The organism is Streptosporangium sp. H16, from assembly GCF_051918855.1.
Lineage (GTDB): Bacteria > Actinomycetota > Actinomycetes > Streptosporangiales > Streptosporangiaceae > Streptosporangium.
On the sequence record NZ_JBPXMD010000011.1, the window covers coordinates 201,026 to 217,653 of the forward strand.

The 16,628-nt window shown below is 71.7% G+C and carries 15 protein-coding genes and 1 tRNA gene; 8 read left to right on the top strand and 8 right to left on the bottom strand.

The window, feature by feature from the left end:
* Positions 1-106: 106 nt before the first annotated feature.
* The 5 genes from ACTOQ2_RS20550 to upp form a co-directional block, all read right to left on the bottom strand.
* On the bottom strand, positions 107-1,468 hold the full coding sequence (locus ACTOQ2_RS20550) for a helix-turn-helix domain-containing protein (RefSeq protein WP_440101382.1): 1,362 nt from the start codon (positions 1,466-1,468) through the stop codon (positions 107-109).
* Between the two features lie 156 nt (positions 1,469-1,624).
* The gene (locus ACTOQ2_RS20555; protein WP_329087979.1) at positions 1,625-2,155 is read right to left on the bottom strand and encodes a PH domain-containing protein; all 531 of its coding nucleotides are present in this window, start codon (positions 2,153-2,155) and stop codon (positions 1,625-1,627) included.
* A complete protein-coding gene (locus tag ACTOQ2_RS20560) occupies positions 2,152-2,310 on the bottom strand; it encodes a hypothetical protein (protein ID WP_362688081.1) in 159 nt (52 codons plus the stop codon). Before ACTOQ2_RS20560 ends, ACTOQ2_RS20555 begins: the two co-directional genes overlap by 4 nt.
* Positions 2,311-2,481: 171 nt before the next feature.
* Positions 2,482-2,712 (bottom strand): hypothetical protein, encoded by a 231-nt coding sequence (locus ACTOQ2_RS20565; RefSeq protein WP_329087977.1) that lies wholly within the window; start codon positions 2,710-2,712, stop codon positions 2,482-2,484.
* Between the two features lie 204 nt (positions 2,713-2,916).
* Positions 2,917-3,555 carry a uracil phosphoribosyltransferase gene (upp, locus tag ACTOQ2_RS20570; protein ID WP_440101384.1) on the bottom strand — a complete coding sequence of 213 codons (639 nt, stop codon included), beginning with the start codon at positions 3,553-3,555 and terminating at the stop codon, positions 2,917-2,919.
* Between the two features lie 179 nt (positions 3,556-3,734).
* On the opposite strand from upp, the gene ACTOQ2_RS20575 reads away from it, so the two are divergent.
* The 4 genes from ACTOQ2_RS20575 to ACTOQ2_RS20590 all read left to right on the top strand — a co-directional run bounded on the left by ACTOQ2_RS20575 (position 3,735) and on the right by ACTOQ2_RS20590 (position 5,497).
* Entirely contained in the window at positions 3,735-4,244 is a 510-nt protein-coding gene (locus ACTOQ2_RS20575) for a tRNA adenosine deaminase-associated protein (RefSeq protein ID WP_362688075.1), read from the top strand.
* Between the two features lie 16 nt (positions 4,245-4,260).
* On the top strand, positions 4,261-4,749 hold the full coding sequence (locus tag ACTOQ2_RS20580; protein ID WP_362688072.1) for a tRNA adenosine deaminase-associated protein: 489 nt from the start codon (positions 4,261-4,263) through the stop codon (positions 4,747-4,749).
* Between the two features lie 190 nt (positions 4,750-4,939).
* Positions 4,940-5,383: a tRNA adenosine(34) deaminase TadA gene (gene tadA / locus ACTOQ2_RS20585; protein WP_440087829.1), complete on the top strand. Its 444-nt coding sequence runs from the start codon at positions 4,940-4,942 to the stop codon at positions 5,381-5,383.
* Positions 5,384-5,407: 24 nt separating this feature from the next.
* A tRNA-Ser gene (locus ACTOQ2_RS20590) sits at positions 5,408-5,497 on the top strand.
* A gap of 137 nt (positions 5,498-5,634) precedes the next feature.
* Here the strand turns inward: ACTOQ2_RS20590 and ACTOQ2_RS20595 are convergent.
* Positions 5,635-5,937, bottom strand: coding sequence for a type II toxin-antitoxin system VapB family antitoxin (locus tag ACTOQ2_RS20595; RefSeq protein WP_362837946.1), 303 nt, complete (start codon positions 5,935-5,937; stop codon positions 5,635-5,637).
* Between the two features lie 71 nt (positions 5,938-6,008).
* Complete coding sequence (gene ypfJ / locus ACTOQ2_RS20600) at positions 6,009-6,875, bottom strand: KPN_02809 family neutral zinc metallopeptidase (RefSeq protein ID WP_440101387.1); 867 nt, start codon at positions 6,873-6,875, stop codon at positions 6,009-6,011.
* A gap of 464 nt (positions 6,876-7,339) precedes the next feature.
* Here ypfJ and ACTOQ2_RS20605 point away from each other — a divergent pair, with 464 nt between their 5' ends.
* On the top strand, positions 7,340-7,921 hold the full coding sequence (locus tag ACTOQ2_RS20605; RefSeq protein WP_440101389.1) for a sigma-70 family RNA polymerase sigma factor: 582 nt from the start codon (positions 7,340-7,342) through the stop codon (positions 7,919-7,921).
* A gap of 99 nt (positions 7,922-8,020) precedes the next feature.
* On the opposite strand, the gene ACTOQ2_RS20610 is transcribed toward ACTOQ2_RS20605, so the two are convergent.
* Entirely contained in the window at positions 8,021-9,415 is a 1,395-nt protein-coding gene (locus ACTOQ2_RS20610) for a hypothetical protein (protein WP_440101391.1), read from the bottom strand.
* A gap of 287 nt (positions 9,416-9,702) precedes the next feature.
* Between ACTOQ2_RS20610 and ACTOQ2_RS20615 the strand changes: the two genes are divergently transcribed.
* The 3 genes from ACTOQ2_RS20615 (at position 9,703) to ACTOQ2_RS20625 (ending at position 16,496) form a co-directional block, all read left to right on the top strand.
* Complete coding sequence (locus tag ACTOQ2_RS20615) at positions 9,703-11,562, top strand: putative T7SS-secreted protein (protein WP_440101393.1); 1,860 nt, start codon at positions 9,703-9,705, stop codon at positions 11,560-11,562.
* A 126-nt stretch (positions 11,563-11,688) separates the two neighbouring features.
* Positions 11,689-11,982, top strand: a complete 294-nt coding sequence (locus ACTOQ2_RS20620) for a WXG100 family type VII secretion target (protein ID WP_362837936.1) — start codon at positions 11,689-11,691, stop codon at positions 11,980-11,982.
* A gap of 113 nt (positions 11,983-12,095) precedes the next feature.
* Positions 12,096-16,496 carry an FtsK/SpoIIIE domain-containing protein gene (locus tag ACTOQ2_RS20625; protein ID WP_440101395.1) on the top strand — a complete coding sequence of 1,467 codons (4,401 nt, stop codon included), beginning with the start codon at positions 12,096-12,098 and terminating at the stop codon, positions 16,494-16,496.
* Positions 16,497-16,628 lie beyond the last annotated feature (132 nt).

Below are 16,628 nucleotides of genomic sequence, written 5' to 3' on the forward strand. Positions count from 1 at the left end.
TCCGCCTCCTCCGGAGAAACCAATCATCCTACGAGTCAATGACTGGTAGACCCTAGTTATTCCGGAGGTGCAAAAACAAATCTGGAACTCCAGAAGTGGGACCGTCTTAACGGACCAGAGCCGAATCGACTGTCATGCCCACCATCGCATCGCGCACTCCGGCAGTCTCAAGAGCCCTACGATACGCACTGGTCTGCTCCTCGACCACACCGACCTGGCCGTACAGGTCTCCCAGGTCACGCCAGGTCCGCGCGGCCTCCCGGTCGGGACCGGAAAGCTCGTGCCGGACGCCGCTCAGCATCTGCCTGGCGGCGCTCAGGGCCGTCGTGGCGGCGTCGTCCTCGCCGCGGGTGAGCGCGGCACGGGCGAGGACCAACTGCACGCCGGCCCCGACGGCACCCGCCTGGTCGCCCAGCGTGTCGAGGGCGGTTCCGGCCAGGGCGGTGGCGCCCAGCACGTCTCCGGCCCCCAGCTGGACGTGGGCGCGCACGACAAGACTCCTGACGTACTCGTGGACGTGCTCGGGGAACACGGCGAAGACCTCGCTCGCGGCGGTCGCGAGCTCGCGGGCCTCGTCGAGCGGCTCGTCACCGCCGGCGGCGGCGAGACGGGCCCAGTCCGTCGCGATGAGGGCGAGCTGCGAGGCCATCCGCGCCGGGCGGCCGGTTGCGATCGCGTCGTCGGCGAGGCGGACGGCCAGCGCCGAGTCCTCGCCGTCGGCGGCGGTGATGCTCGCCTGCCAGAGGGCGTGGATCTCCGCGGTGCGGTTGACCACGGCGGGAACGCCGTTGACCGACAGGATGTTCCGGACGTAGGACATGCTCGGCGAACCGGACCCGCGGGTGCCGCCGATCCCCACCAGGGAGGCGGCCAGCTCGATGGCGATCTCCCCCTGCGCCAGGGGCAGCCGGTTGACCTCCCCGAGCGCGTGGACGGCCAGGTCGCGGGCGCGAAGGATGTCTCCGGCGCGCTGGTAGCAGCGGCTCAGCGCCACCGCCAGCGGCAGGTCGGCCAGACGCTCGGGATGGGTGGCCGCCTCGCGCCGGAGGCGCTCGAACGCCTTCACCGCCGGGCCGATCTTGCCCTGGACCTCCAGGGCGCGGGCACGGCCGAACCGCGCGTGCGCGGCCAGCATGGCGTTCTCCTCGCCGGCGACCTTGACGATCTCGCCGAAGCGGTCCGCCGCGACGGACGGATTCCCGTGGAGGAGCTCCAGCTCCGCGTGGCGCAGGCCGAGTTCGGTGTCGATGCGCTGGCGCGGCTCGATCCCGTGCAGCAGGAACTCGGTGGTGCATCCCAGGCGCTCGGCCAGCAGGCGGGCGACCACGGGGGTCGGGGTCCGCTTGCCGGACTCGATGAGGGAGACGTAGCTGTCGGAAAGGTCCGGCCCTGCGAGCTGGGCCTGGGACATGCGCCTGCTCAGGCGCAGTCCGCGGACGCGGTCACCGATGGTTCCCTGACTCGGCATCTGATCTCTCAGGGCGGGGGATGGTCAATGTTCTCGCCATGATTGCATGAAGGGGTCGAATCAGGTAACCCCGAGTGAAAAATCTTCACCGGAAAGTGTCAACAGCCCTTATGCCCCGCGGATCCGTGATTCCTGCGTCATCGCGGACGCAGGGCGCTAATCATCTGAATCGTTACCCCCGGGGAAGAGCATCTGGCAGACCTCTAGATAGAGGGTCTCCGGGTACGGAATGTAATTGACCCTCGACAGGGCCTGGTCCTGGCCGGCCGACTCCAGGACGAACTCGCCGTAGCCCAGCATGCGGCCGAGAATCGAGCGCTGGAAACTCATGTCGGTGACCTTGCCGAGCGGCATCATGTCGACCTTGCGGGTGATGAGCCCCGTGGTGAGCAGCATTCGCTTGGAGGTGACGACGAAGTAGTCGACGGACCACTCGGCGACCTTCCAGACGAAGCGGATCAGCAACAGCAGCCAGGCCCACCAGACGACAACGAGCGCGCCGCCGCCGCCCTGGTCGCCGAACCACTTGCTCAGCAGTCCGGCGAGGATCAGGCCGCCGAAAACCTCGGCGACCGCGCGAAGCAGCACGGCCGGGTGGCGCCGCACCATGATGACCTGGTGTTCGTGGGGGAGCAGGTAGCGGTTGACCGACGAGGGAGCGGAGTCCCCGTGGGTCACGAGCCTCATGACAGATGTGAGACGAATTGGGCCAGAGAATCGGCCGCCGTGTAAACCGTGTCCATGGCACCCTTCACAGCGTTGGCCGCGTCACCTGGTCGTGTGAACAGGAAAAACGCCACGAATCCGACAGCGCCGTACGTCAGCACCTTTTTGACCTGCACCTTGGCCTCCTACTACCGCTCACCCACTGCACCCGCCATATACATTACCCAGGGCCATGCCGAGGTAAAGCGCATCGGCCGATTCGGTCTCGTGCGCGTCGCGAGAATCCTGTCCGGGGTCCTCGCGGGTCACGTTCCGCCGGCGCGCCCGCCATCAGTCCGCCGCCCGCGTCACCCGCGCTCGCTCGCGACCAGCGCGAGGACCTCGAGGTGCTTGCGGGCGATCCGCTCGACCAGTGCCGGATGGGCGTGGCCGACGACCTCCAGCGCTCCGTAGTGGGCCGCCTCTATGCAACGGGTCACCGTGGTCGCCGGATGGATCTCCGAGAACTCGTCCCTGAGCGCGGCGCTGAAGTCCGCGTACGGGTCCGGCTCGGTGTCCGGGATGATTCGCTCGCTCATGGTTCTCCCTGGTGTGCGCCCGCGGCCTCGGCGGACCGGGGACACAGAAGAGATGTCTTCGCCACGCTTAGTACCCGGGGAACCACATTATGTAACGGTCGGTGGGTAGAAGAACCATCCTTTAAGGGAAAAGGATGGTGCTGGAATCTCGGAGGCGGGAGCCGCGGCGTCCGGACGGGCGCCGGACGGGATGCCGGGAGCGCTTCAGACGACGCCGTAGAGGCGGTCTCCCGCGTCGCCCAGCCCGGGGACGATGTAGCCGTTCTCGTTCAGCCGCTCGTCCAGGGCCGCGGTCACCAGGCGGATCGGCCTGCCGGTGCCGGCGAAGGCCTCGTCGAGGTGGGCGATTCCCTCGGGCGCGGCCAGCAGGCACAGCGCGGTCACGTCGTCGGCGCCCCGGTCGAAGAGGAACTTGATCGCGGCCGCGAGGGTGCCGCCGGTGGCCAGCATCGGGTCGACCACGTAGACCTGGCGGCCCGAGAGGTCCTCGGGCAGGCGGGTGGCGTAGGTCTCCGCCTCCAGCGTGGACTCGTTGCGGATCATCCCGAGGAAACCCACCTCGGCCGTCGGCAGCAGCCGGGTCATGCCGTCCAGCATCCCCAGCCCCGCGCGCAGGATCGGAACCACCAGCGGATACGGGTGCGCCAGCCGCACGCCCCTGGCGGGGGCCACCGGGGTCTCCACCGACCACTCGGTGACGCGGACCTGCCTGGTCGCCTCGTAGGCCAGCAGGGTCACCAACTCGTCAGCGAGACGCCGGAAAGTGGGGGAGTCGGTGTTCACGTCCCGCAGTGCGGTCAGCTTGTGGGCCACCAGGGGATGGTCGACGACCAGGGTTTCCATGGTGGTCAAAGGTATCCTGGGCCGGCGGGCGGCGATGAGCCGGGGGGAAGACGGGCCACACCTGTTCGACATCGCCCGCTCACTCGGATTTGATCACAATTTGGTCGGAGAGGCCCACGTCGGTGCTTCGCTTCTGAAAGCATTGACCTCCGTAGAGAAAGCATTCGGTGGGGATGGCCATGTCAGACGAAGACTCGCTGGACTTTGCCATCGTGATCTACCGGGAGGACGACCGCTGGGAGGCGGAGATGCTCCCGGTGTCACTCACCTCCGACCTCGAGGGTCTCATCCACGCCCTGCGCCAGCAGCCGAGCATGAACGGCACGATTGGCCTGGTCGCCGTTGGGGATGAGTTCTTCGTGGCGCTACGGGTGTTCGGGGAGAGGGTCGAGGTGTTCCTCTCCGACATCGCCGCGTCCTGGGATTTCCCGCTCGCGCAGCAGGCGCTGGAATACCTGGACGTGCCGGTTCCCGACGAGGACGAACTCGACGCGATCCTCCAGGACGAGGAGACGGCGCTCCCCGCGGGCGACCTGTCCATCTTCGCCGACCTGGGCCTCGACGAGATGGAGCTCGGCATCCTGTCAGGGGATATCGACCTCCTCCCCGAGGACGTCCTGTCAAGCATCGCCGCGCGGCTGGGGTTCTCCGAGCCGTTCGAACGCGCCATCGACTCTGTGTTCGGCTGACCTCGGGAGATCGGCCATGCCCTCCAGACCATCCAACAGTGTGTTCTCCGCCGCCTTCGTCCGCACGACGGACGGTTGGAACGGTGCGGAGGTCGACCTCAGCGAGGCGGAGATCGCCGACGATCTCGGCGACGCCGTCCAGGAGCATCTGGGACTCACCGGTGACGAGCTGGCCCTGTTGTGCGTGGAGGTGGAGGACGAGTGGTTCGCGATCGTTCGCTATCAGGGAGACCTGGAGCCGCGCACGTTCCTGTCCGACGCCCACGCGGGTCTCTCCGACGACCTGGGTGAGCTCTTCACCGAGCTCGCCGGGGTGGCGGTCGACAAGGACACCCCGGACCTGGGCGTGCGGCCGGCGGGCGACTTCGAGCTGCTGAACGACCTCGGGCTGAGCTCCGAGGAGCTCATCGAGCTCAGCATGGAGGAGGGCGCCCTCCCCGCGGACACGCTCTCGGTGATCGCCGAGCGGCTGGCCTTCGCCGACGAGCTCGACCGGCTGCGCTGACGGACGCGCCGTGACCAGCCCGATGTCGGCGGATGCACGCTGAGCGGCCCGGCGCCGGTGGGCGTACGGATGACAGGGTCGGCACCGGTCGGCCCGTGGCGACCGCCACGGTGCCGGCGGACGCGCTGACCGGTCCGGCGCCGGTGGGCGTACGGTGACCGGCTCGGTGCCCGTGGGGTACGTCCGGGAGATGAGGCTCGCCCTGGCGCAGGCCGTCGAGGCCGGAGCCCGTGGAGAGGTGCCCGTCGGCGCGGTCGTCCTCGGTCCCGACGGCTCCGTGCTGGCGCACGCGGGAAACGACAGGGAGGTCTCGGCCGACCCCACCGCGCACGCCGAGATGCTCGCCCTGCGGCAGGCCGCGAGAGCGCGCGGCCAGTGGCGGTTGAGCGGCTGCACGCTGGTGGTCACCCTGGAGCCCTGCACCATGTGCGCGGGGGCCGCCGTGCTCGCCCGGGTCGATCGCGTCGTCTACGGTGCGGCGGACCCCAAGGGCGGCGCCGCGGGGTCACTCTGGGACGTGCTCAGGGACCGCCGCCTCAACCACCGTCCCGAGGTCCTCGGAGGAGTCCTGGCCGGTGAATGCGCGGCGGTTCTCACCGAGTTCTTCACCGCTCGCCGGATGCGCGAGCAATAGCGGTTATCCGGTAAGCTGCTCCGCGGTGGAGTCGCCTAGTGGCCGAGGGCGCACGCCTCGAAAGCGTGTGATGGGGCAACCTATCCGTGGGTTCAAATCCCACCTCCACCGCCACAGAAAGAGCCCCTGACCGCGTACGTGGTCAGGGGCTCTTCGCGTATCACCACCATGCTCGGGCGGCACCGATCCCGTCCGCCCGCGGAGGGGATCGGTTTTCCGCGGGCGGGTCCTGGAACTGCCCGCGGAGGGGTTCAGCTTTCCGCGGGCAGTTCCAGGACCCGCGCGTGCAGGACCGAGCGCTGGTGCAGGGCCGAGCGCAGCGCCCGGTGCAGGCCGTCCTCCAGATAGAGGTCGCCGCGCCACTGGACCACGTGCGGGAACAGGTCGCCGTAGAAGGTGGAGTCCTTGGCGAGCAGGGAATGCAGGTCGAGCACCGCTTTCGTGGTGATCAGGGTGTCGAGCCGGACCTGTCGCGGCGGTATCTGCGCCCACTCGCGATGCGAGAGACCGTGTTCGGGATAGGGCCGTTCGTCGCCGACCAACTTAAAGATCACAGTATGTAGTTTAGGAGAGAAACCCGCCTCCTGCCCGGCGGGTTTCTCTCGTCGCAGCTCACAGACCCTTTTCAGATGCTCCCGGCGAAAGTGTCGCACTTGGCGGGGTCGCCGCTCTGGTAACCGGTGGTGAACCACTTGACACGCTGCGCCGACGTCCCGTGGGTGAAGCCCTCGGGATTGACCCGGCCCTGGGTCCGCTCCTGGATGCTGTCGTCGCCCACGGCCGAGGCCGCGCTGAGCGCCTCCTCGATGTCCGTCTTCGTGAACGGCTTCTCGAACAGGCCGGTCTCGTACGCGTTCTTGGCCCAGGCGCCCGAGTAGCAGTCGGCCTGCAGCTCCAGCCGGACCGAGCCGCTCTCCGGGCCCTGCTCCGGACCTTCCTGGGCCTTGGCGTTGGTACCGAGAAGGTTCTGGACGTGGTGACCGTACTCGTGGCCGATCACGTAAGCCTGGGCGAAGGGACCGCCCTTGGCGCCGAACTTGCTCTCCAGCTCCTTGAAGAAGCTGAGATCCAGGTAGACCTGGCGGTCGGCCGGGCAGTAGAACGGCCCGACGGACGCGTCGGCGGCACCGCACGCGGTGTCGACCTGGCCGGAGAACATGACGGTCTTGGCCGGCTCGTACCCCTGAACCGCCTTCGGCCAGTAGTCCTGGATGCTGTTGACGACGCCGACCACCCGGCACTCCTCGCTCTGGTCGGCGTCCTGCCCCGTCTTGCACTGGGCGGTGAGGTCGGAGCTCGGACCCACCGGGGCCGGTTGGGAGGAGCCGCCGGTGATGTCCCCGGGGTTGATCCCGAATATCAGGGCCACGATGAGCGCGATGATCCCCGCCGCGCCGCCGCCGATCGCGAGCCCACCACCGGGGATCCTCCCCCCACCGCCGCGACTCTCGACCTGCGAGCTGTCCAGCTGGGCGTCATCCTTGAAATCCATCGCCGACGTCCCTTCGATCCGCTTGGGACCCTCCGACTGCCCAGGGGAGGGCCGGCCATGCCGACGGGGCCGGACACCCCCTCGGGGAAGGCACCGTGGCTCGGGTGATGAGGTGATCGGGTGACCGGGGCGGGGCGCCCGCGGGTCCCGTCTCGTCCGCCGGGCCGCGATCGGGCGACCGGGCGGAGCGGACTTCTCCCTTCGCTGTCCTGGACGTTCCCCGCACGCGTTCGTCTACGCGGGCAACCGGCTGGTCAGGGCCTGCGAGGCGGCCGGAACGCGGCCGGAACGCGGCCCCGCCGGGCGGTTCGGGGGCCGTTACCGGTTTCGGCACTTTCCCGGCACGAGGGTTCGCCTATTTTCTGCTCGCCCGCACGATACGGGGCCTCCCGGGCCGTGCATCGATCGCACGGCGGCAGGGGCCGCCGGCGACGGCCTCGCCCGTGGCCCCTCCGGAAGAGAAGATGAAGACGTCCCAGCTGCGCGTATCGCCTGCCGTCCCGCCGGAAACCCTCCAGGGGAGGTCCCCGTCACCGGAAACCTCGCGGGAGCAACACCTCGGCGTACTCGTACGCGAACACGAGAAGGCGCTGTTGGCCTACACCGAGAAACTGCTGCACGACCGCCATCTGGCCGAGGACATCGTGCAGGAGACCTTGATCCGCGCGTGGCACCACGCGGAGCGCCTGCACGACTCGCAGGGGTCGGTGCGCGGCTGGCTGCTCACGGTCGCCAGGAACCTGGTGATCGACCGGTCCAGGAGTGGTTTCCACCGCTATGAGGTGATCGGCACCGAGACCCTGGACGTGCTGCAGCGTGACCACGCGGACATGGTGGTGGCGGCGGTGGCGGTCACCGAGATGCTCGACTCGCTCTCCGTGGAGCACCGCGAGGTGCTCGTCCACACCTACCTGCGGGGACGCACCGTCAGCGAGGCGGCCAAGGTCCTCGGCATACCGGTCGGCACGGTGAAGTCCCGGCAGTACTACGCGCTGAACCACCTGCGGACGCACGGGAGGTACGAGAGGCCGCGGGCGGCGGCCTGAAGGCGGGGCGGGCGGCCCGCCCGCGTCCGCCCTCGGTGGGGTGGCCGGTCTGCCGTGTTCACAGCAGTCGCGGTTCCCCACGGTAGAGGTTTCCCGCGGTCACGCTGGGGCCGTCACCGCCAGGCGCAGGACGGGAATCTCCACCGAGCCGTCCGGGCTCGCCCGCCAGCGCCAGTGGGCGCCGTCGGCGTCCCCGCACACCAGGGCGGTCCAGCCGGCCCCTCCGGGACCGCTCAGCGCGGCCAGGTCCGCGCTTTCCCGCGCCGCGGGCGTGCCGGGTACGACCAGCAGCGCCTCCAGCGGGCGGGGGTGGGCCGTGGCCCGCAGCGTGCCGGTCCCGCGCGCCGCGGCCGGGACGTCCGCGGTACGCCGGCCGGGGGACTCGACCCTCGGCATGGTGGGGGGGAGGGCGATGGCCAGGCCGTCCGCCACCTGGATCACGGCCACCGGCACCGTCGGCCTGCCGCGGGCCACCCCGGCGAGCAGTCCCTGCACGACGTCGCGGGCCACCCCGCGGTCACCGGTGACGCTCAGCGCACCGTCCAGCCGGCCGAGGTCCACGAAGACCTTCCCACCCTGCTCGTCCACGCCCACCGCCACCAGGCACGGCGCGGGGACGTCCGGGCGGGGGGCGGCGGGACGTGCGAAGGCGCCAGCCGGGCGCCACCAGCGCGCCTCGCCCAGATCCTGCCAGGGGGCCGGCGGAGCGCCGGCGGTCGCCACCCACGCGGTGACCCCCTCGTCGCCGACGGAGACCGCGTGCACGGCGTGCTCCCCAGAGCCGGTGAGTTCGGCCAGGGCCCCGTAGGCCAGCCGCGGGGACTCCCCGTCCCCCGCGAAGGCCGTCGTCAGCGACCTCCTGAACCTGAGTCTGCGCGCCCGGCGGGCCGGTTCCCCGAGGCGATGGATCGCGCGCGCCACCGCGCCGAACGCGCGCCGCACCTGCCGCCTGGCCATGATCCCGGCGGTCAGCAGCGCCAGCAGCAGGGTGCCCAGCCCCGCGAGCACGGCCGGGAGCGGGAGCACGATCGCGGCGGAGTCCCGCTGCGGGGACCGGGCCCCGGCCGGTGCCGTGCCCGCGGTGTCCCCGGGCTGTCCTGTGTCGTCGGGGCGCCCCGAGGCGTCCGGCTGTCCCGCGTCGCCGGGCTGTCCCGTGCCGCCACCGGTCTCCCTGGCCAGCCGCACGTCGGGGCCGCGCGCGTCCGGTGGGAGCCTCAGGATCCAGCCGGCCCTGAGGTCGGCGGGGTTCCGCAGGGCGGATCCGTCGGCCTGGACGCGCCCGCGGTTGAGTTCGAAGATCTCGCCGGCCCGGTTCGGGTCGCCCAGGGTGCGCGCGGCGGCGTTCGCCAGGGTGTCCGGCGTCCCGCCGTTCTGCTCGGCCGTCTTGACCACGTACACCTTGACGAGGTCGTCGCCGTCCGCGGCGACCGCCGCCCCGGCGAGGCAACCGAGGTACAGGGCGGACCCCAGGGCCAGCAGCACGACGGCCGCCACCCGTCGCAGGGCCGCCCGCCCACGCCGTCCCGCCCGTCCGGGCCCCTTACGGGACCGGTGAACCGCGCCGGAGCCGCCGCTCCTCACCATGTGGTTCCACCCATCTTCTCGGCGCCCGTCGTGCCCTGGTCCGGCACCCGGGGGACTGGACGCCCCACCGCGCCTCACAGGGCACACGTGGCGGACGCGAAAAGGGTTCGACGCGATTTCGCTTAAGTCGGTTTTGAACCTTTTGCGGTAGAGGGTCCGTGTACGTCGGGCAAGCAGTCATCATCCGGGGGGATCAGGTGCCGCGACGACACAGCTCAGGGTTCGACGTGCTCGGCATGTCGGAGGACCCCACCCCGGGGGATCCCGACGAGATCCGGCGCCTCGCGGACCGCTACCGGCAGGTCGGCCGGCAGGCCGAGACCGCCGACCGGATCCTGGGAAGCGGCGGCGCCGTGGAGCAGGGCTCGGGAAAGGCCATGGACGCGCTGCGCAAGCAGCTGAAGTCACTGCCCGACAAGCTGAACAAGACGGCGCAGTCCTTCTCTCAGGCGGCCGGCGCGTACGAGACCTACGCCGGGCAGCTGCAGGAGGCGCAGTCGCAGGTGGACAGGGCGATGGACCAGGCCGGACCCGTGGCGGGCACGGCCGGCCAGAGCGTCCCCACGCTCGCGCCGGACGCCACCGACCAGCAGCGGGCGGACGCGCGCCGACAGCAGGACGGCATCGACGCCGCCCAGCAGACGATGTCGGCCGCCAGGCGCCTGGCCGAGGACGCCAGGAACCTCCGCGAGCAGGCGTCCCGGCGGGCGGGCCAGGAACTCGACGACGCGGCGGCGAAGGCGATCCCCGAGCGCAACTTCTTCCAGAAGATCGCGGACTTCTTCGCGGACTTCCCGTTCGTCAAGATCCTCATCGACATTCTCGTCGCGGTGGTCGCCGTCTTCTTCCCCGTGGCCGGTTTTCTCCTGGGCGCGGCGTTATTCGCCTTCCAGACCGCCCAACAGATCGTCACCGGTGATTTCAAAGCCGGTGACTTCGCGGCGGGGATCCTCGCCCTCGTTCCGGGCGCCGCTCTCTTCAAACTGGGCGGCAGGGCGGCCGGAGGCTTCGGCAAGCTCACCCCCGCGCTGGCCGGCGGGGCCTCGGCGCCGGGAGGCTTCGTCCGCGTGGTTCCCGGGAGCATCACCAAGTTCGCAGAAACGATCACCAGCTCCAGGGCGGTCGCGGTGGTCTTCGAGAGCCCGGCCGGGAAGCTGGCCGTGGGAACGGTCGGCGAGTTCGGCGTGCGGGTCGGCCAGGAGGCGGTCGTCAAGAAGCTCAACGACGAAGAGATCACCGCCGGCAACCTGCTGGCGGGTGCCGCCGCGGGAGCCCTGGTCGGGGCGGGCATCAAGGGAGGGCGTGCCGCCAGGAACGGGGAGTTCGCCGGGGGCGCCTTCACTCCCCCGCCCGCGAGCGCCGCGAGCCCCGCCGGTGCGGCAGGTGCCACGGGTGCGGCAGGCTCCGCGGGGGCCGCCGGTGCCGCGGCCGGGGGTGCCGGGAAGGTCCAGGCTCCGGAGCCGCCTCCCATCCTGGGCGACAAGGCCACCGAACAGGGACTCGGCCTGATCCAGGAAGGCGCCTCCAGCGGTGCCAAGGTCGGTGTCGCGGTCGCGGAGGGCCAGGATCCCAATGCCGCGATCCTCAACGAGGCGGGCAACTTCCTCCCGCTGGCGGCCGGCCCGGTGGGCAAGCGCGCCGCCTCGCAGGGCATCGACTCGCTCATCCCGATCAAGGGCACCCCGCCACCGGCGCCCGCCGCCGCCAATCCGGCGGATGTTTCGTCGCCCCCCTCGCCGACGGGTGGGTCCAGACCTACTTCGGTCGATCCGGCGGATGTTTCGTTGCCTCCGTCGCCGACGAGCCCGAGTCCGCCGCCGTCGCCGACGGGTGGGTCCAGGCCCGCTTCGGTCGATCCGGCGAACGTCCCGTTGCCTCCGTCGCCGACGAGCCCGAGTCCGTCGCCGACGGGTGGGTCCAGGCCCGCTTCGGTCGATCCGGCGAACGTCCCGTTGCCTTCGTCGCCGACGAGCCCGAGTCCGCCTCCGTCGCCGACGAACCCGACCCAGTCCTCCCAGTCCTCCCAGCCTTCCCAGGGCGCCTCGGACTCCACCTAGCCGCAGAACACCCCCTCCCGCTCTCGCCGGCCACTCCCTGAAGCTCCCATCGGGCAGTCCGGCAGGGCCTCACAGACCTCCACCGCCGGTGGACGGATGACAAACGAATCACAACAGGAGAAACCAATGCCCAACTTCGCAGTCAACTCCGACGAGACCGCCTCGACCTCCACGGCGCTCCTCAACGACTTCTCCCAGTTGCAGGACAAGCTCACCGAGGTGCGCGGCAAGATCCAGAACCTGCTGGCCCAGGGGTACAGCACCCCGGCGGCCCAGCAGAAGTTCCAGCCCTTCTTCGACGAGTTCGCCCGGGGCTTCGACCAGGTGAACCAGTCGCTGCAGGGCATCGGCCAGTACGTCAAGGCCGTCGGTGACGCGTTCTCCCAGACCGACGAGCAGCTGGGTTCCAACCTGTCGTAACGGGACCGGCCCCGTGTCCCGGGCCGGGACACGGCCGGCCGCGCGTCGTCGTCGTCGAGGCGCGCCACACCACTCACAGCGCCACACCACTCACATACGAGGAATCGATTGCCGTGCGTTTGAACATCAGCGTCCGGAACCCGCGGGACGACGGGGCCTCCACGGCCGTCGTCGTGGACGCCGAACCCTCCGCGCGAGTGGGGCGGCTGGCCGTGGAGCTGGCGCGGGCCGTCGATCCCGCGGGCGACGGGGGCCCTTCGGGAACCGGGCCGGTCCTCTACATCGGCTCCGACCCGGCCGACCCCGAGGCCACCCTGTACGCCGCCGGCGTGCGAGACGGCCTGGACCTCGGGCTCGGCGCCCCGGTACCCCGGGAGCCGGAGCCCGAGGGCCTGGTGGAGTTGAGGGTGGTCAGCGGCCCGGGGGCCGGAACGGCCTTCCGGCTGCCGCCCGGCGAGTACGAGATCGGCGGTGCGGCCACCTGCCGGATCCCGCTGTCGCCCGGAGCGCCGGCGATCGCCGCCAGGGTGCGCGTCCGGGTCGACCGGACCGTACGGGTGACGGCGGTCGAGCACGTCCTGCTGGACGGCAGGGAGCTGTCCGGCGCCGAGGACTGGGCCGACTGGTCCGAGGGAAGCCAGCTCGCCGCCGGTGACACCCTGCTGGAACTGGCCGTGCCGACGACCGCGCGGGTGCCCCTCACCCCGGCGGCGGACGGACTGGGGCTGGAGTTCAACCGGCCGCCGCGTTTTCGCGCCACCAGCGGTGCCGCCCGCTTCCGGCTGCCGGGCGCGCCGATCAAACCAGAGAAAAGGCCCATCCCGCTGTTGCCGATCCTGCTGGTCCCGGCGGGCGGGGCCCTGGTCTCCATCCTGGTCACCGGCAACTGGGCGTTCATCTTCCTCGCGCTGCTGTCGCCGATCGGCGCGCTGGCGGCCCAGTTCGGCAGCCGCAAGCAGACGCAGCTCAGCTACGAACAGAAACTCCGCGAGTACGAGGAGTCCATGACGCGGGTGCGCGCCGACGTGGACACCGCCGTGCTGCGGGAGCAGCACGTGCTCCGGCTGTCCCACCCCGACCCGGCGTCCCTGCTCCAGATGGCCTCCCAGCCCTCGGAACGGCTGTGGGAACGCCGGTGGCAGGACCCGGACTTCCTCGAGGTGCGGGTGGGCACCGCCGATCTGCCCTCCTCGCTGACCGTGGAGGATCCCGCGCTGGACGAGCACCGCCGTACCACGGTGCCGTCGCTGACCCAGGTCCCGGTGCCGATCTCGCTGCGCGGCGCCGGGGTGACCGGCGTCGCGGGCCGGGACGCCGCGAACCTGGCCGGCTGGATGGCGGCCCAGGCCGCGGCCCTGCACAGCCCTGCCGATCTGCGGATCCTGGTGCTCGCCGGTCCCGACGGCGAGGAGGGCTGGTCATGGGTGCGCTGGCTGCCGCACTGCCGGCCGCAGGGCGAGGACGCCTACGCGCTGGTCGGCAGCACCGCCGACTCGATGGCCCGCAGGATCGGCGAGCTGGGCCAGCTGGTCGCCGCCCGGATGGCGGCGGGTCCCGGGGTGCCCAGGGGCGGTGCCGCGGGCTCCCCGGACATCCTGGTGGTGCTCGACCAGGCCCGCCGGGCGCGGTCGCTGCCGGGAGTCGTCGCGCTGCTGCGCGACGGTCCCTCGGTGGGCGTCTACACGATCTGCCTGGACCGCGAGGAGCGGTTGCTGCCGGAGGAGTGCACCGCGGTGGTGGCCACCGGCCCCGAGGGCGTCCTGGTGCGCACCGGTCCGGGAGCGCCGCCGGAGAACGTGCGCGTCGACTCTCCCGACGTCGGCTGGTATGAGCACCTGGCCCGGGCACTCGCACCGCTGCGGGGGGTCGGGGACGGCGACGAGAGCGCGCTTCCCGGCTCGGTGCGGCTGCTGGACCTGCTGGGGATCGAGCCGCCGACCGCCGATGCCGTCGCCGCGGGCTGGGCACTGGGCGGCCGTAGCACCCGGGCGATCCTGGGCGCCGGGTACGACGGCGACTTCTCGGTGGACCTGGTCCGCGACGGGCCGCACGCGCTGGTGGCCGGGACGACCGGCTCCGGCAAGTCGGAACTGCTGCAGACCCTGGTCGCCACGCTCGCCGTGGTGAACCGGCCCGACGAGATGACGTTCGTCCTGGTCGACTACAAGGGCGGCAGCGCCTTCGCCGAGTGCGCCGACCTGCCGCACACCGTCGGCCTGGTCACCGACCTGGACACCCACCTGGTGGAGCGCGCCCTGGTCTCCCTGGGGGCGGAGCTGCGCCGCCGCGAGCAGTTGCTGGCGGCGGCGGGCGCGAAAGACATCGAGGACTACCTGGACAAGCGGGCGCGGGGCGGCGACGTGCTCGGCCCGCTGCCCCGGCTGCTGCTGGTGATCGACGAGTTCGCGTCCATGGCCCGCGAGCTGCCCGACTTCATCTCCGGCCTGGTCAACATCGCCCAGCGGGGCCGGTCGCTCGGCATCCACCTGGTCCTGGCGACCCAGCGGCCCAGCGGCGCGGTGACGGCGGACATCCGCGCCAACACCAACCTGCGGATCGCGCTGCGCACGACCGACGCGGGCGAGAGCCGCGACATCATCGACGCGCCCGACTCGGGCGACATCTCCCCCGGCACGCCGGGGCGGGCGTACGCGAGGCTGGGCCCGTCGGCGCTGCTGCCCTTCCAGGCGGGCCGGGTGGGCGGCCGGCGGCCGTCCGGACTGGTCGCCGCGCAGGTGGAGGCGCCGGTACGGGTCCACGAGATCAGCTGGCGTGAGCTGGGCGGGCCGGTGCCGCGCGGTGCCGGGACCGCCGGTGCCGCGAGCGCACAGGAGGCCGTCACCGACCTGGCGGTCCTGGCGGGGGTCGTCGCGGAGGCCGCCCTGGTGGCCGGCGTGCCCCGGCAGCCCAGCCCGTGGCTGCCGCCGCTGCCGGAGGTGCTGCGCTGGACCGAACCGGCCGGGCCCAAACCATCGGGGGAACGGGATCCGGCCCTGCCGGCCGTGGAGTACGGCCTGGTCGACCTGCCCGCCGACCAGGCGCGCAGCGCGCTCGTCCTCGACCTCGACCGGTCCGGCCACCTGCACATCATCGGCTCGCCGCGCAGCGGGCGCTCCCAGACCCTGCGCACCCTGGCCGCCGCTCTCGGCCGGGCCCACGGTGTGGAGGACGTCCACCTCTACGGCATCGACTGCGGCAACGGATCCCTCAACGCGCTGACCGCCCTCCCGCACTGCGGCGCGGTCATCGACCGCAACCAGACGGAGCGGCTGGGCCGGCTGCTGGACCGCCTCACCGCCGAGCTGAGCGCCCGCCAGTCGCTGCTCGGCGCGCGAGGCACCGCCGACCTGGCCGAGTACCGCAGGATGGCGCCGGCCGGCGAGCGGCCGCCGCACATCGTCGTCATGGTGGACCGCTTCGAGGTCTTCGAGCGGGAGTTCGTCTCCTTCGACAACGGCAGCTACCTGGAACGGCTGATGCGCCTGCTGCGGGACGGCGCGGGGGTGGGCATCCACCTGGTGCTGGCCGGTGACCGCGTCCTGGGCTCGGCCCGTTTCGCGGGCACCACCGAGGACAAGATCGTGTTGCGGCTCAACGACCGTACCGACTACTCGGCGGTGGGTCTCACGCAGCGGACGGCGCCGTCGGACCCGCCCCCCGGGCGGGGCATCAGGACGCAGGACACCAGCGAGGTGCAGATCGCGGTCCTCGGCCCGGATCTCTCCGGCACCGCGCAGGCGGCCGTCCTTGTCGCGCTGGGTGAGGAACTGGCGCTCCGCGAGGCCGGGGTCCCGCAGTCGCGCCGGCCGATGCGCCTGGACGTGCTTCCCGACCAGGTCTCCTACCCTGCCGCGTCCGCGCTGCGGGCGAACCCCGGGCCGATGCGTCCGCTGGCCGGTGTCGGGGGCGACACCCTGGCGGGGCTGGGACCCGACCTGGCGGACGTGCCGACGTTCGTCGTCGCGGGGCCGCCCCGTACGGGTCGCAGCACGGCGCTCGTCACGATGGCCCGCTCCCTGCTGGAACAGGGGACGGGACTGATCGTGCTCGCGCCGCGGCGGTCGCCGCTGCGCGACCTGGAGGGCATGCCGGGGGTGGCGGCCGTCCTGACCGACTCCGAGGTGTCCGCCGCCGCCTTCCGCGCGGTGCTCGGCGACGTGCCGCAGGAGAATGCGGTGATCATGGTGGACGACGCGGAGTTGTTCATGCAGTCGGAGATCGACGCCGACCTCGCGCTCCTGGCCCGCGGCGGCGCCGGGAACGGGTGGGGGCTGGTCCTCGCGGGCAACGCCGAGGCGCTCTCCTACGGCCTCGCCGGCTGGGTCGGGCAGGTCAAGCGCAACCGCTCCGGGATGCTCCTGTCCCCGCAGAGCCTGAGCGACGGCGAGGTGATCGGCGTCAAGATCTCTCGCGGCCTGGTCGGACGGGCCCCCCAGCCCGGCCGGGGCCTGCTGCACCTGGGCGACGGGACTCTGATCACCGTGCAGGTGCCGAACACGGCGATCACCGGGTGAACGCGCCGGACAGGGGCGGGACCGCCCCCGTCCCCGTCAGGCCCCGGGCTCTCGTACAGGCGCGCGGGGCCCGTACCCGGCGCTCGCGCGGTGTGCTGCTGACCGGGTTCTCGTACGCGCGCGGGCCGGGGG